This is a genomic window from Novosphingobium sp. FW305-C-111, assembly GCF_058783565.1.
Genome location: NZ_JBYSYP010000012.1, coordinates 58,531 through 73,457, shown reverse-complemented (window position 1 = coordinate 73,457; position 14,927 = coordinate 58,531). Strand labels below are relative to the sequence as shown.

The following is a 14,927-nucleotide window of genomic DNA, read 5'->3' as shown; positions in this document are numbered from 1 at the left end:
GCTTACCGTAGGGGGAGAACAAGGGATGGCCAGCATTGCATCCGAACGCGCGCCCGCGCACCTGTGGGTCGTCGGCGGAGTCAGCCTGCTTTGGAACAGCTTCGGCTGCTTCGATTACGCCATGAGCAAGCTCGATCCGTTGAACTACATGCGTAGCGCCGGGATGACCGACGATGCGATCGCCTACATGCAGGCGATGCCGTCGTGGATGACCGTGTTCTGGGCGCTGGGCGTGTGGGGCTCGCTGATCGGTTCGGTCCTGCTCCTGCTCCGCTCGAAGCGCGCGGTGACGGCCTTTGCGGCCTCGCTGCTCGGGCTGGCGGTTTCGCAGGCGTACCAGCTGGTCGTGCCCGGTCCGACCGAGCTGCACACGACCGGCATGTGGTTCATGACCGCGCTGATCTGGGGCTCGTTGCTGTTCTTCCTGTGGTATTCGGTGCGGATGCGGGCCGCGGGCGTCCTCAGGTAATTCAGCGCTGTTTCTGCCGGATCAGCCGCAGGTAGGTGTCCGCCACCGCCTGGTTGATCCGGTCCCAGCTGTATTCGAGGCTGCGCCTCTCGCCGGCGGTCCCGTGCTGCGCGCGGAGCGCAGGATCGGCGATGTAGGTTTCGAGGGCATCGGCGAACTGGCGGATCGCGCCGGGACGGATGACCCGTCCGGAATTGCGGTCGTCGACAAGGCTCTCGCTGCCCGTCGCCTCGGCCACCACGACCGGCAGGCGGCAGGCCATCGCCTCCAGCGTGACGTTGCCGAAGGTCTCGGTGATCGAGGGGAAGAACAACACGTCCATGCTGGCCACGGCGCGGGCGAGGTCGCCGCCGCCGAGGAAGCCGGTAAACACCGCGTCGGGCAGGCGCCCGGCGAACCAGTCGCGCGCGGGGCCGTCGCCGACTACCAGCACGCGGTGCTTGATGCCGCGGCGCTTCAGTTCGTCGACCGCGTCGGAAAAGACGTCGAGCCCCTTTTCCATGACCAGCCGGCTGAAGAACCCCACCACCACCTCGTCATCGGCGATGCCAAGGCCCTGCCGCCACGCCATGTCGCGGCGCTGCGGGTTGAAGATTTCCCGGTCCACCCCGCGCGACCAGATGTCGATGTCGTAGTTCATCCGCTGGTCGCGCAGGACCTGCGCCATCGATTCCGACGGGGCAACCAGAGCATCGCAGCGGCGGTAGAACCGGCGCAGCATCGCCTCGAGCACCGGCTCGAGGAAGGCGAGGTTGTAATAGCGCGGGTAGGTCTCAAACCGCGTGTGGACCGAGGCGAGAATCGGCAGGCGGCGGTGCCGCGCCCAGGTGACGGCGCGGTGGCCCGAGGGGTCGGGCGAGGCAACGTGGACGACGTTGGGGGCGAAGGCCTTGAGATCGCGGCGCACCCGCGGGCTCAGCATCAGCGGCACGCGGTACTCCCCGCGGCCCGGTATCGCGACCGACGGCACCCCGACGAGGTCGCCCGTCGCTTCGAACGCCGGGTTCTCGACCTTGGGGGCGTAGACGCGGACTTGTGCTCCCTGCCTCAGCAGATAGCCAACGAGGCGATTCAGCGCCTGGTTGGCCCCGTCGCGCACGTAATTGTAATTGCCCGAAAAGAGCGCGATCCGCAGGTCGGAGGTGGTGAGATGCGGGTTCGCCATGGTCGGCGCGGCATAGCCGGGTTGCTGCCGGATGGCGAGAGGGGCGGCAACCAGGCCGCCCCTCCGTCAGTCAATCATCAATATCCCCAGCGACGGCCGTCGCGGTCGCGCCAGCGGCGCTCGTGACGATCGCGGTAGCGGTCGCGCCGCCAGTCGCCGCGATACGCGTCATAGCGATACGTCCGGTAACGCGGGTAGCTGTCGTAATAGTAGCCACCGCGATAGCGCGGGTAGCTGTCGTAGTAATAGCCGCGGTCGTCGTAGCGGTCGTTGTGGTCCGAGGCGATTGCCGCGCCGATGGCGAGCCCGATGAGGCCCGCGCCGATGGCGATCGCGGCATCATCGCCGCCGCCGCGGTGGTGGCGGTAATGGTCGCGGGCCTCAGCCGGCGCAGCGAACGACAGGGTGGAGGCGGCGAGCGTCGCGATCATCGCCGCCTTGCCGATGAGGGTCTTCATGGGTTCTGGTCTCCGCTTTCCCCGCGCGCGACTCCGCAGTCCCGCACGGCCGATGGCGCAGTGAGCGCGCGCGCCGCTGAACGCTGCGTTAACCTTTTGATCGAGCTATAATCTCCTGCAATTCGTCGTGTTGCCTGACCGGCTCGCGGGCGAGTTGTTGTCGCACGTAGACGAGGCGCCGGGGCCGCCCATCCGCTTCATTTGGCGTTCACCTGCCGAACCCGAGTCCGGCCCCCGGTGATGCAAGAACGGGCTGTCGACAAGCGCCGGCCTGCCATCACCTTGGTCGCCGGGACGTCGTTCCCTTTGAATATCGGAGTTTTGCATGAACAGGTTCGCCCCTCTCGCCGCCGCGCTGCTGACCGGCATTGCGGCCCCCGCTCTCGCTCAGGAGGCTACGCCAGCACCTGCACCTGCACCGACCGAGGCTGCGCCCGCCGCTGCGCCGACCGACGCCGCACCTGCTCCGGCCGCCGCGACTCCGCAGGTCGGGGACATGATCTATGGCCCGGATGGCAGCGAAGTCGGCAAGGTCGTCGCGCTCAACGCAGGCGGCGCGGTGGTCGACACGGGCCGCAACAAGGCCGGCGTGGCGCTCACCTCGATCGGCAGGAACGAGAAAGGCTTCCTGATCACCTGGACCCGCGAGCAGCTCGATGCCGCGGTCGAGGGCAAGGCAGCGGAGACCGCTTCGGCACTGAACGCGGCGCTGGTCGCCGGAGCCGAGATCAAGAGCCAGGACGGCGTGGTCATCGGCAAGATTAAGGAAGTGACAGCTGCCGGCAACGTCGTGGTCGAACGCGAGGGTGCAAAGCCGGTGGCGTTGCCCAGGGACACGATGACGCTGGGTGCCGACGGCGGCGTTTCGCTGCTGTTCACGGCCGCCCAGTTCGACAAGGCCGTCGGCGTCGCCGCAACGCGCACTGCCGCCGAAGCCACGACGCCCGCTCCGGCCGGCAGCTGACGATATAACAAGCCCGGGGCCACTCGGGTCGCAAACGGAAAAGGGCCGGCCTCTCGCGAGGTCCGGCCCTTTTCTAATAAGGTCGCCTGACGTCCGTCATTGCGAGGCCGAAGGCCGCAGCAATCCAGAGTGTAGGAAGCCCGCTCTGGATTGCGTCGTCGCTGCGCTCCTCGCAATGACGAAGCAGCCTGTTGCGAAAGGGGCTTACGCCGCTTCCTTGCTCCGCGAGGCCTTCTTGCGCTCGTTCGGGTCGAGCAGGGCCTTGCGCAGGCGGATCGACTTGGGCGTGACTTCGACCATCTCGTCGTCATCGATATAGGCGATGGCCTGCTCCAGCGTCATGATCTTCGGCGGGGTCAGGCGGATCGCGTCGTCCTTGCCGGTCGAACGGAAGTTCGTCAGCTGCTTGGACTTCATCGGGTTGACCTCGAGGTCTTCCGGCTTGGCATTCTCGCCGATGATCATGCCTTCATACAGCGGCGTGCCGACGCCGACAAACAGGATCCCGCGCTCCTCCAGGGGCCCGAGGGCATAGGCGACCGCCTCGCCATTGCCGTTGGAAATGAGCACGCCGTTCTTCCGGCCCTCGATCTTGCCCTTGTGCGGCCCGTACTTCTCGAACAGCCGGTTCATGATGCCGGTGCCGCGGGTGTCGGACAGGAATTCGCCGTGGTAGCCGATCAGACCGCGCGACGGGGCGGAGAAGGTGATGCGGGTCTTGCCGCCGCCAGAGGGGCGCATGTCGGTCATCTCGCCCTTGCGGATCGCCATCTTCTCGACGACCGTGCCGGCGTGTTCGTCGTCCACGTCGATCACCACGGTCTCGTAAGGCTCGGTCGGCTTGCCGTTCTCGTCGGTCTGGAACAGCACGCGCGGACGGCTGATGCCCAGCTCGAAGCCCTCGCGGCGCATCGTTTCGATCAGCACGCCGAGCTGGAGTTCGCCGCGCCCGGCAACTTCGAAGCTGTCCTTGTCGGCGCTCTCGGTGACGCGGATCGCGACGTTCGATTCGGCCTCGCGTTCAAGCCGGTCGCGGATCATCCGGCTGGTGACCTTGCTGCCCTCGCGCCCGGCCATCGGGCTGTCGTTGACGGCAAAGCGCATCGACAGGGTCGGCGGGTCGATCGGCTGGGCGTGGAGCGGCTCGGTCACGCTGGTATCGGCGACGGTGTTGGCCACGGTCGCCACGGTCAGACCGGCGATCGAGATGATGTCGCCGGCGCTGGCCTCCTCGACCGGCACCCGCTCCAGCCCGCGGAAGGCGAGCAGCTTCGAGGCGCGGCCGGTCTCCAGTACCTTGCCCTCGCTGTCGATCGCGTGGATCGGCGAGTTGACCTTGACCTTGCCCGACTGGACCTTGCCGGTGAGGATGCGGCCGAGGAAGTTGTCGCGATCGAGCAGGGTGACGAGGAACTTGAACGGCCCGTCGACATCGGCCGCCGGGGCGGGGACGTGGCGGACGATGGTCTCGAACAGCGGGGTCAGCGTGCCTTCGCGAAGGCTCGGATCCTCGTTGGCATAGCCATTGCGGCCGGAGGCATACAGCACCGGGAAATCGAGCTGTTCGTCAGTGGCCTCAAGGCTGACGAACAGGTCGAAGACCTCGTCGAGCACTTCCTGGATGCGCTCGTCCGGGCGGTCGACCTTGTTGACCACCACGATCGGGCGCAGGCCGAGCGCGAGCGCCTTGCCGGTGACGAACTTGGTCTGCGGCATGGCGCCTTCGGAGCTGTCGACCAGCAGGATCACGCCGTCGACCATCGAGAGGATGCGCTCGACCTCGCCACCGAAGTCGGCGTGGCCGGGCGTGTCGACGATGTTGATATGCGTGCCGTTCCATTCGACCGAGGTGCACTTGGCGAGAATGGTGATCCCGCGTTCCTTCTCGAGGTCGTTCGAATCCATCGCGCGCTCTTCCACGCGCTGGTTGTCGCGGAAAGTGCCGGACTGGCGGAACAGCTGGTCCACCAGGGTCGTCTTGCCGTGGTCGACGTGGGCGATAATGGCGATATTGCGCAGGGGTAGGGGCGCGGACATGGGACACTTTCCGAAATGGAGGGCGCGCGGCATCCAGGACCGCGATCATCGGGCGCGCGCTTACAGCTTATTGTGCGTTGCGGCAAGCACGGTGAGGCCGGAGAGTCGTTGCAGCGCGAAGCATGCCCCGTGGTTCCGCCTTCCGTCGCGGCCAGCGGCGCTAAGTGGTTTCCCATGTGACTAATATGCCACAGATGCCGCGTGCCGCCGCAGGGCGCTGAAGTCCGCGATTGTGCCCCCGGAATCCTGCACTTAAGCTGACAGGCGGAGCAGGGTGTTGTGGGCATATCGCGAAAACGCGGATCTGCGCCCCTGCTGTTTGCAGGAAGGGTTTGCTTATATGAAGACTTTCGTCACCGGCCGCACGGTTCGCGCCGTCCTTTTCGCCGGCACCGGCATGGCCGCACTGGCGTTTTCGCCCGTCGCGCACGCGCAGGATGTACCGCAGGAAGACGTCGCCCAGCCGGCCGAAGATGCCGCGCCCGAGGAGACGGGTTCCGGCAACGAAATCATCGTGACCGCGACCAAGCGGGAGCAAACGCTCCAGGACGTGCCGGTCGCCGTCTCGGTCACGACCGCCAAGGATATCGAGCGCGCCCAGATCCGCGACATCAAGGACCTGCAGTCGCTGGTCCCTTCGCTTCGGGTGACCACCAGCCAGAGCGCGTTCGCGACGACCTATAACATCCGCGGCTTCGGCACGAGCGGCAACAACATCGGCCTCGAGCCGTCGGTCGCGGTGTTCGTCGACGGCGTCTATCGCAGCCGCGCCATCGCCCAGATCAGCGATCTTCCCGACATCCAGCGGGTCGAAGTCCTGCGCGGCCCGCAGTCGACCCTGTTCGGCAAGAACGCCTCGGCCGGCGTGATCTCGATCGTCACGCAGAAGCCGCAGTTCAATTTCGGCGGCAACATCGAGGCGTCGTACGGCAACTACGATTCGGTGGTCGTGAAGGGCGTGATCACCGGCCCGCTCAGCGACACGATCGCGGCCAGCATCTCGGGCGGCTACAACCGCCGCGACGGCTATGTGACGAACCTCTTCAACGGCGACGACCTCAACGACCGCAATCGCTGGTTCGTCCGCGGCCAGATGCTTTTCGAACCGACCGACGCGCTGTCGATCCGCCTGATCGGCGACTACGACCGGATCAACGAAAAGTGCTGTGCGGTGTTCAACCTGCGGCGCTCGGCGGCTAGCGGCGCCGTGCTGGCGGTCGGCGGGCAGCTCAACAACCCCAACACGCCGTTCGCGGACGAGGTCTACAGCGACGTCGTGCCGTTCAGCAAGGTGCGTAACTGGGGCGTTTCCGGGCAGATCGACTACGAGTTCGGCCCACTGACCCTGACCTCGATCACCGCCTACCGCGAAAGCCGGTTGAGCGCGAACCAGGACGTCGATTTCAGCAGCGCCCGTCTCGCCACCGGCGCCAACATCGGCCAGGCCGACCTCAAGACCTTCACCGAGGAACTGCGTCTCGCCACCAACCTCGATGGTCCGTTCAACTTCCTGATCGGCGGCTACTACTTCAACGAGAAGGCCAAGTCGTCTGACCAGATCCTCTACGGCGCAGACTTCCGCAACTATGCCAACCTCCTGATCGGTGGCCCGATCACCAGCCCGCCGAACGACGCGGCGGTCGACAATCTGGAGGCGATCATCAGCGGCCTCACGGGTCAGAACTACATCAACCGGTTCTTCATCGGCGGGCAGGGCTTCTTCAACAACTTCAAGCAGAAGGACGAAAGTTACTCGGCCTTCGGCAATGTCGATTTCGAAGTGACCGACCGCCTGACCCTGACGCTGGGCGCCAACTACACCCACGACGCGAAGGACGTGTCGAGCGCGTCGTTCAGCACCGACGTGTTCTCGGCGCTCAACCTGACCTCGATCGGCCAGACCGCGATCTTCCAGCAGGGGCTGTCGACGCAGATCGGCAACATCCTCCAGCTCGGCCGCGGTGCGACCGGCGCGGAGATCCAGGCGTTCGCGACGTCGAGCGCGCAGAACAACGCGATCTTCAACCAGGTTTCGGCCGGGGTTTCCGCATTCGCGGCGGCCAACGCCACGAACCCGGCGGTCAACCCGTTCCTCGCGCTGCGTCCGTTCCAGTTCCTGCCGCCGTTCACCAACATCCCGAACGCGGCGGAAAGCGGCAAGACCCGCGACGGCGACTGGTCGTGGACGGCCCGCGCTGCCTACGAGATCAGCGACACGCTCAACGCCTATGTCAGCTACTCGACCGGGTTCAAGGCAAGCTCGTTCAACCTCTCGCGCGACAGCCGGCCCGGCGCCCGCTTCGCCAAGCCGGAAGATTCGAGCGTCTATGAACTGGGGATCAAGGGCAACTGGGGCGTCGCCTCGGCCAACCTCACATTCTTCAAGCAGTCGATCAAGAACTTCCAGGCGAACACCTTCACCGGAACCGGCTATATCCTCGGCAATGCGGACAAGCAGTCGACCTTCGGGATCGAGTTCGACGGCATGGTCAAGCCGGTCGACGAGCTGACGCTGACGCTGGCGATGACCTACCTCGACCCGAAGTACGACAAGTACGTCAACTCGCCGTTCGGCGACGTTTCGGGCACCGCGGTCACCAATATCCCCAAGCTGCGCGCGGTCTGGGGTGCGCAGTGGGACCAGCCGCTGGCCAACGACGACCACATCATCCTGCGCACCGACTTCCAGTACGAGGCGAGCACGCTGACCGAACCTGGCCTGCTCAACTACATCACCCGCAACCCGGACGGCTCGCTCAACTACGACACGGCGCGCCAGGCGGCACAGCAGTTCAAGCGCGAGGTCAACGATCTCAACGCGTCGATCACCTATGCCATGCACAACGGGCTTGAATTGTCGGTGTGGGGCCGCAACCTGCTCGACGACCGCGACATCACCGACATTTTCGACTCGGTGGCGCAGAACCAGTCGGTGTCGGGCTACACCAACCAGCCGCGCACCTACGGCGTGGCGGCGCGCTTTCGCTTCTGAGGCGGCGCGACATCGCCAAACGGAAAAAGGGGGCTTCGCGGCCCCCTTTTTTCGTGGCGGGTCAGGTTGACGCTACATCAATCGGTGGTTGCGCTCGCAACCGTTTCGTGGCTCACTCACCGCCAGCGCCGGGCGAGGCGTGAAAAGGGGGAAAACACATGGAATGGATGCTGAAGCCTTACCGGCAATACGCCGATTTCGACGGTCGCGCGCGGCGCAAGGAATACTGGATGTTCTTCCTGTTCCAGCTCGTCGTGCAGGCGCTGCTCGTCGTTGTTGGAGTTGTAATCGGTTCGACCGGCGATCTCGGCAATATCCTGTCGGGCATCTTCATGCTCGCGCTTGTGGTCTTTTCGCTTGGCAGCATCGTGCCCGGAATTGCGGTGGCCGTGCGGCGGATGCACGACATCGACAAGTCGGGTTGGACCTTGCTGCTCGGCCTCATTCCGCTGGTAGGCGGGATCATCCTGCTGGTGTTCTACTGCACCGAGGGCACACGCGGTCCGAACCGGTTCGGACCCGATCCGAAGGACGTCAGTGGCGCGATGGCGTTCCAGTAATTGACTAGACGGGCCGGGCGGCATGGCCGTCCGGCCGCATGACCGCGAGGAGCAGCGATGGCGACGTATGGCGGTTTCTGGGAGCGGTTCGCGGCCTGGCTGATCGATGCGATCATACTCGCGGTGGTGGGCGGCACCATCGGGGCCATCTTCGGCGGGCTCCTCGGCGGGATGATGTTTGCCGGCGGCTCTTCCGACGTGAACACGGCATCGATCCTCGCCAACCTTGGCGGAAACGCCATCGGCATCGTCCTGAACTGGCTTTACTACGCGATCATGGAAAGCTCGAGCCGGCAGGCGACTGTCGGCAAGATGGCGCTGGGTCTCGTGGTCACCGACGAGAACGGCTACCAGCTCGGTTTCGGCCGCGCGACCGGACGCTATTTCGCCAAGTACCTATCGGTTCTGATCCTCGGCTTCGGCTTCCTCATGGTCGGCTGGACCCAGCGCAAGCAGGGTCTGCACGACATGATCGCCAGCACGCTCGTCCTGCGCAAGGGGAGCATGGCCGACACAGCCAGCGCCGATGTCTTCCGCTGACAACCATCACCGAATCGGCGGTAACGCTACGCTCCTTTAAGGTCTCCGGCAGATAATCGCCCCTCCTGCAGCGCAGAAGGGGCCTGTGCATGTTAGAAGCATTCAACCGCTATGCGGACTTCAGCGGTCGCTCGACCCGATCCGAGTACTGGTTGTTCCAGTTGCTCAACTACCTGGTCATATTCTTCGCCGCCGGCATCCTGATCAGCGGGATCGACTTCTCGCTCGGCATTGAAGAGGCGTTCGCGGCGCTGGTGGGCGGGCCGGGCTTCCTGGTCGGGGTCACCCTGCTCGTGTTCTGGATGATCATCGCCTTCGTCCCCAACCTGGCGGTCACGGTCCGGCGGTTGCACGACCGCGACATGTCCGGGTGGTGGATTCTCGGCTTTCCCGTGCTGGGAATGATCCCGTTCGTCGGGTGGATCGCCAACATCGTCTATCTCGTCGTGCTCTGCAGCGACGGCACCGCGGGCGAGAACCGCTTCGGCGAGGATCCCAAGGGCCGTGGCTGGGGCGCTTCGGCGGTCTTCGCCTAAAGCTCGCGAAGCACCTGCGCCGGGCGGGAGCGCAGGACGCTCCAAGACCCGGCCACCGCGAAGCCAAGCACCAGCGCGATCCCGGCGGCGAGAACGCCGAGGATCTGCGGCCAGCCCGGCAGCCACTCGAACTCGAACAGGCGGACGATCACCAGCCATGCGGTGAGCGTCCCCAGCGCCAGCGCGACGCTGGCGAGGAGGGCGCTGAGCAGGCCGTATTCGGCGAGCAACATGGCGAAAAGCTGTCGCCGGCTCGCCCCCAGCACGCGCAGGATCACCGTGTCATAGGTCCGCGCCGCCCGCGCCGCGGCGATCGCGCCGGTCAGCACCGCGAGCCCGGCGAGGATCGCCACGGAAGCGGCGGCGAGGATCGCGGTGCCCATCTGCGAGAGGATGGTGCGCGCCTGCGCGATCACCGGCCCGACCTCGATCACCGAGCTCGACGGGAAGCTGCGGACGAGGCCCGAGAACAGCGCGCGGCGCACCGCGGGGGTCTTTTCCGCGGCCGGCAGCTCGATCGTCGCGGCGAGGTTGTGGGGTGCGTCCTGCAAGGCGTTGGGGCTGAACACCATGACGTAGTTGAAGCCCATCGAATCCCAGTCGATCCGCCGGAACGAGGCGATGGTCGCGCTGCGTTCGATGCCGAGCAGCGTCACTGTGATCCGGTCGCCCAGTTTCAGGCCAAGGGCTGCGGCCAGCTTCTCGTCGACCGAAACCAGCGGTTCGCCCGTGTAGTTCTTCGGCCACCACTGGCCGGCGGTGACCGTATTCCCCTCGGGCACGTCCTCGGCATAGGTCAGCCCGCGGTCGCCGCGCAGCGCCCAGGCGTCTTCGGGAATTTCCTTGAGATCGGCGACGCGGGTCATCGCACCCGCCGGGCCATAGGCGGTGATCGAGCCGCGCAGGGCGGGCACGGTGCGGACCATCGCCCGCGGCGCGGCGCGGGAGACCTGCGCGGTGAATTCGTCCACCCGGTCACGCGGCACGTCGAGGACGAAATAGTCGGGCGCCCTGGCCGGCACGCGCGCCGCGATGTTGGCGTCGAGGCTGGTCTGCACCCCCGCCAGCACCACAAATGCGGCGAGCCCGAAGCCGAGCGCGACGACCAGCGCCGGGGTCTGCGCCCCGGGGCGGTGGAGGTTGGCGAGAGCGATCCGGGCAATGGCGTTGCGCGGGCGGGGCAGCCGTGCCGCGAGCCAGGTCACGCCGCGGCCGAGCAGCGCCAGCACCACGAAGATCGCCGCCGCTCCGCCGAGGAACCCCGCCGCGAGCCATTTCTGCGGCGAGGTCGCCACCGCCAGCGCGGAAATGCCGCCGATGCCGAGCGCCACCGGCAGCGCCGCCTTGCGCCACCCGGCGGCGAGCGGGCTGACCCGCGCCCTCATCAGCGCCATGGCCGGAAACTCGCGCGCCCGCACCAGCGGCGGCGCGGCGAAGGTCAGCGCGATCAGCGCGCCATAGCTCGCGGCGATCAGCAGCGCCGGAATGTCAAGGACGAACCCGGTCTCGATCGGCAGCAGTCCCGCCAGCAGCCGGCCGAGCAGGGGCGTCACCGCAAGGCCGATGGCCAGGCCCACCGCGATCGCCGCCGCCGTCGCAGCGGACAACTGGAGCAGATAGATCCGGGCAATGTCCCCGCTCGTCGCGCCCAGCACCTTCAGGGTGGCGATGCTCCCGCGCCGCGTTTCGAGATAGCTGGTCACCCCGTTGCCGATGCCGATCCCGGCGATGGCCAGCGCGGCGAGGGCCACGAGGACGAGGAACTGGCCCATCCGGTCGACAAACCGGTCGAGCCCCGGTGCGGCCTTGTCACGGGTGCGGAATTCGAGCCCGGCGGTGGGGAACTGCTGCTTGAGCCCCTCGACCAAAGGTGCCGGATCGCGCCCGGGCGGCAGCTTCACCCGGTACTTCATCCGCACCATCGAGCCCGGCTGCACCAGCCTGGTGGCATCGAGCGCGGCGCGGCTGACAATCACCGCCGGGCCGAGCGAAAAGCCTTCTCCGACCCGGTCGGGCTCGTCCCCGATCACCCCGCCAACCGTGAGCGATGCCTCGCCAAGCAGGAAGCGGTCGCCCGTCTTCAGGTTCATCCGCTCGGCCACGCCTTCGCTAATCCATGCGGCGAGGCCCGTGGGGGCAGCCGCCTCGCGGCCCCCGGCAAGGGTGAACGTGCCATAAAGCGGCCATTTCGCGTCGACCGCCTTGACGTCGACCGGTACCCCGACCGAGGCATCGCGCGGGTCGCGGGCGAGTGCCTGGAGGCGAGCGCCTTCGGATACGTCGCCGAGCGCACCGATGGCGGCACGCTCCTGCGCCGTCGCCTCGCGCTGGACGGCGGTGACCTCAAGATCGCCGCCGAGGAAGACCTGGCCGCGCGCCTTGAGCTCGCTCTCGATGGCCCCGGTCAGCGTGCCGATCGCGGCCAGTGCCGCCACGCCAAGGACGAGGCACACCGCCAGCAGGCGCAGGCCCCTGAAGCGCCAGTCGAGCCCGCGCCGGGCAAGCCGCCACGCGGTGCTCCAGGGCATGGTCATGCCGCGCCGGTGTCCGAAACGATCCGCCCGTCGCTCATCGTCACGACCCGCCCGCAGCGTGTCGCGAGCGCGGGATCGTGAGTGACGACCAGCAGCGTCGCCCCGGCTTCGGCGGCGCGGGCGAACAGCAGGTCCATGATCTGCGCGCCGGTCGCGGCGTCGAGGTTACCGGTGGGTTCGTCGGCAAAGAGGATCGCCGGGCGCGGCGCGAGCGCGCGGGCGATGGCGACGCGCTGCTGCTCGCCGCCCGAAAGCTGCTGCGGATAATGCGACAGGCGGTGGCCGAGCCCGACCGCGGCCAGCTCTTCCGCCGCGCGCCGGGCTGCGCCGTCGATGCCGGCCAGTTCGAGCGGGGTGGCGACGTTCTCCTGCGCCGTCATCGTCGGCAGGAGGTGGAAGGCCTGGAGGACGATCCCGATCCGCCCGCGCCGCGCCGCGGCCAGCGCGTCCTCGTCCATCGCGGTGAAATCCGCGCCTGCCACCGACAGCGATCCGCCGCCGGCGCGCTCGAGCCCCGACAGGACCGACAGCAGCGAGCTCTTGCCCGAACCGGATGGCCCGAGCAGCGCAACGCTTTCGCCCTCATGGATGGCCAGGTCGATGCCGCGCAGGATCTCCACGCGCCCGTCCCCCTCGCCAAGCGAGAGGGTCAGGCCATGCGCGGAAATGACGGGGCTGGCGGCGGCGTTCGCGGGATCGCTTGTCACGGCGCTCAAGTGGCATAGATTGGTTGCGTGTTGCAACCAGTCTCAAGGTACGATCCGAAGCTGATGAAAAAACTGCCTCTCCTGGCCGCCCTCGTTCTTGCCGCGTGCAACCAGGGCGAGCCGGCCCCCGCACCAAGCGCCAGTCCTGCGGCCTCGGTCGCCTCTGTGCCCGCGATCCCGGCCAACGCGCCGGTCGTGCTTGCGTTCGGGGACAGCCTCTATGCCGGCTACCAGCTCGATCCGGGAGAAGGCTATCCGCCGCGGCTCGAGGCGGCGCTCAACGCGAAGGGCGTGGCGGTGCGCTTCGTCAACGCCGGGGTTTCGGGTGACACCACCGCCGCAGGCCTGCAGCGGCTGGCCTTCACGCTCGACAACCAGCCGGCGAAGCCCGCGCTCGTCATGGTCGGCCTCGGCGGGAACGACATGTTGCGCGGCCTCCCGCCCGAGGAAACGCTGAAGAACCTCGACGCGATCTGCGCCGAACTGAAGAAGCGCGGGCTGCCGTTCATGCTCACCGGCCTGCTCGCCGCACCGAACATGGGCGCGGACTATGCGGGCAAGTTCAATGCCATCTACCCGGCGCTGGCGAAGAAGTACGGCGTGCCGCTGGTGCCGTTCCTGCTCGAACCGGTGATCGGCAAGCCCGAGCTGATCCTGCCCGACCATATCCACCCCAACGCGCAAGGGGTGGAGAAGATCGTCGCGTTTACCGCAGGAGACGTGGAGAAGGCGCTGAAGGGGGCGACGTCGAAATAGCCTTGTTTCTTTGCGTCCCCGCGAAGGCAGGGACCTCCATCAATCGAGCGGACCGTTTGCGGCACAAGGCCCCCGTCTTCGCGGGGGAGCAGGTGTTGTTGTGAAAGGCGCTAAACCCTCTCCGCCGCCCCGTCGCTCACCCGCCACGTCGCCGCCTCATCCGCAATTTCGGTGAACGCTGCCAGCTCAGTGCCCGTCAGCCAGACCTGCGCCCCGCTCTCGGCCAGCCGTTCATAGAGCGCCGCGCGGCGGACGGGGTCGAGGTGCGCGGCGATCTCGTCCAGCAGCAGCAGGCGCGGGCGTTCCCCGGCGGCGAGGGCGGCGTGGGCAAGGACGATGGCGATGAGCATGGCCTTCTGCTCGCCGGTCGAGCAGTCCGCCGCCGGGGCCTGCTTGGCGGCAAGCGTGACCGCCAGGTCGTCGCGGTGCGGGCCGACGAGGGTGCGCCCGGCAGCGCGGTCGCGGCGGCGGCTTTCACGCAGCAGGCTGGCAAGGTCCGATCCGTCGTCGCCGGTGTAATCGAGCGCAGGCCTCGCGAAGGGCTGCTCGGGCAGCGCTTCGATCGCGGCGGTCAGCTCCCCCACCAAGCGCAGCCGCGCCGCCGCGATGGCCGCGCCGGTTTCCGAAAGCTGCGCCTCCAGCGCATCGAGCCACGCCGGGTCCGGCTCTGCCGCCTCGCCGAGCAGGCGGTTGCGCTCGCGCAGGGCAGCCTCGTATCGGGCCGAAAGGCGGGCGTGGCCGGGCTCGCGGGCCAGCACCAGCCGGTCGAGGAAGCGGCGGCGGGAGCCGGGGCTGTCGGTGAACAGGCGGTCCATCGCCGGGGTCAGCCAGGTCAGCGAAAGCCATTCGCCCAGCCGCGCGGCGGGCACTTCCGCGCCGTTGATCCGCACGGACCGGCGGCCGGGCGCGCCCGGCAGGCTGGCGGTGCCGATGCCCAGTTCCTCGCCGAGATCCGCCGCCACCGCGAACCCGCCGTCGCCGCCGCGCCCGGCCATTTCGGGCAGCGCCGCCCGGCGCAGGCCGCGTCCCGGCGCCAGCAGCGAGATCGCCTCGAGCACGTTGGTCTTGCCCGCGCCGTTCTCGCCCACCAGCAGGTTGAAGCGCGCCGTCCCGTCGAGCCGCGTCGCCGCATGGTTGCGGAAATGGCGCAGGGTCAGGCGGGTGAGGGGCATGGCCGGGGCTTAGAGGGGATGCAGGGCCAGCGCCAGT

Annotated in this window: 13 protein-coding genes; 7 read left to right on the top strand and 6 right to left on the bottom strand. The window is 67.6% G+C overall.

What is annotated here, in order from left to right; translation table 11 throughout:
- Nucleotides 1–25 precede the first annotated feature (25 nt).
- Nucleotides 26–469 carry a hypothetical protein gene (locus tag AC3WLD_RS14160; protein WP_492557616.1) on the top strand — a complete coding sequence of 148 codons (444 nt, stop codon included), beginning with the start codon at nt 26–28 and terminating at the stop codon, nt 467–469.
- 1 nt (nt 470) lies between these two features.
- On the opposite strand, the gene AC3WLD_RS14155 is transcribed toward AC3WLD_RS14160, so the two are convergent.
- Complete coding sequence (locus tag AC3WLD_RS14155) at nt 471–1,634, bottom strand: glycosyltransferase family 4 protein (protein WP_492557615.1); 1,164 nt, start codon at nt 1,632–1,634, stop codon at nt 471–473.
- Between the two features lie 77 nt (nt 1,635–1,711).
- Complete coding sequence (locus AC3WLD_RS14150) at nt 1,712–2,092, bottom strand: hypothetical protein (RefSeq protein ID WP_492557614.1); 381 nt, start codon at nt 2,090–2,092, stop codon at nt 1,712–1,714.
- A 325-nt stretch (nt 2,093–2,417) separates the two neighbouring features.
- Between AC3WLD_RS14150 and AC3WLD_RS14145 the strand changes: the two genes are divergently transcribed.
- Nucleotides 2,418–3,056, top strand: coding sequence for a hypothetical protein (locus AC3WLD_RS14145; protein ID WP_492557613.1), 639 nt, complete (start codon nt 2,418–2,420; stop codon nt 3,054–3,056).
- Between the two features lie 204 nt (nt 3,057–3,260).
- On the opposite strand, the gene typA is transcribed toward AC3WLD_RS14145, so the two are convergent.
- A complete protein-coding gene (gene typA, locus AC3WLD_RS14140) occupies nt 3,261–5,093 on the bottom strand; it encodes a translational GTPase TypA (RefSeq protein ID WP_492557612.1) in 1,833 nt (610 codons plus the stop codon).
- Between the two features lie 340 nt (nt 5,094–5,433).
- Here typA and AC3WLD_RS14135 point away from each other — a divergent pair, with 340 nt between their 5' ends.
- The 4 genes from AC3WLD_RS14135 (at nt 5,434) to AC3WLD_RS14120 (ending at nt 9,721) form a co-directional block, all read left to right on the top strand.
- A complete protein-coding gene (locus tag AC3WLD_RS14135) occupies nt 5,434–8,085 on the top strand; it encodes a TonB-dependent receptor (protein WP_492557611.1) in 2,652 nt (883 codons plus the stop codon).
- Between the two features lie 158 nt (nt 8,086–8,243).
- Nucleotides 8,244–8,645, top strand: a complete 402-nt coding sequence (locus AC3WLD_RS14130) for a DUF805 domain-containing protein (RefSeq protein ID WP_492557610.1) — start codon at nt 8,244–8,246, stop codon at nt 8,643–8,645.
- Between the two features lie 57 nt (nt 8,646–8,702).
- Nucleotides 8,703–9,185 carry an RDD family protein gene (locus AC3WLD_RS14125; protein WP_492557609.1) on the top strand — a complete coding sequence of 161 codons (483 nt, stop codon included), beginning with the start codon at nt 8,703–8,705 and terminating at the stop codon, nt 9,183–9,185.
- An 89-nt stretch (nt 9,186–9,274) separates the two neighbouring features.
- Nucleotides 9,275–9,721 carry a DUF805 domain-containing protein gene (locus AC3WLD_RS14120; protein ID WP_492557608.1) on the top strand — a complete coding sequence of 149 codons (447 nt, stop codon included), beginning with the start codon at nt 9,275–9,277 and terminating at the stop codon, nt 9,719–9,721.
- On the opposite strand, the gene AC3WLD_RS14115 is transcribed toward AC3WLD_RS14120, so the two are convergent.
- Nucleotides 9,718–12,255 (bottom strand): ABC transporter permease, encoded by a 2,538-nt coding sequence (locus tag AC3WLD_RS14115; RefSeq protein WP_492557607.1) that lies wholly within the window; start codon nt 12,253–12,255, stop codon nt 9,718–9,720. The genes AC3WLD_RS14120 and AC3WLD_RS14115 overlap by 4 nt on opposite strands.
- Nucleotides 12,252–12,962 carry an ABC transporter ATP-binding protein gene (locus tag AC3WLD_RS14110; RefSeq protein WP_492557606.1) on the bottom strand — a complete coding sequence of 237 codons (711 nt, stop codon included), beginning with the start codon at nt 12,960–12,962 and terminating at the stop codon, nt 12,252–12,254. The genes AC3WLD_RS14115 and AC3WLD_RS14110 overlap by 4 nt, the downstream gene beginning before the upstream one ends.
- Nucleotides 12,963–13,025: 63 nt before the next feature.
- On the opposite strand from AC3WLD_RS14110, the gene AC3WLD_RS14105 reads away from it, so the two are divergent.
- Nucleotides 13,026–13,718 carry an arylesterase gene (locus AC3WLD_RS14105; protein WP_492557605.1) on the top strand — a complete coding sequence of 231 codons (693 nt, stop codon included), beginning with the start codon at nt 13,026–13,028 and terminating at the stop codon, nt 13,716–13,718.
- 110 nt (nt 13,719–13,828) lie between these two features.
- Here the strand turns inward: AC3WLD_RS14105 and recF are convergent, their stop codons facing one another.
- Nucleotides 13,829–14,890, bottom strand: coding sequence for a DNA replication/repair protein RecF (recF, locus tag AC3WLD_RS14100; RefSeq protein ID WP_492557604.1), 1,062 nt, complete (start codon nt 14,888–14,890; stop codon nt 13,829–13,831).
- Nucleotides 14,891–14,927: the final 37 nt, after the last annotated feature.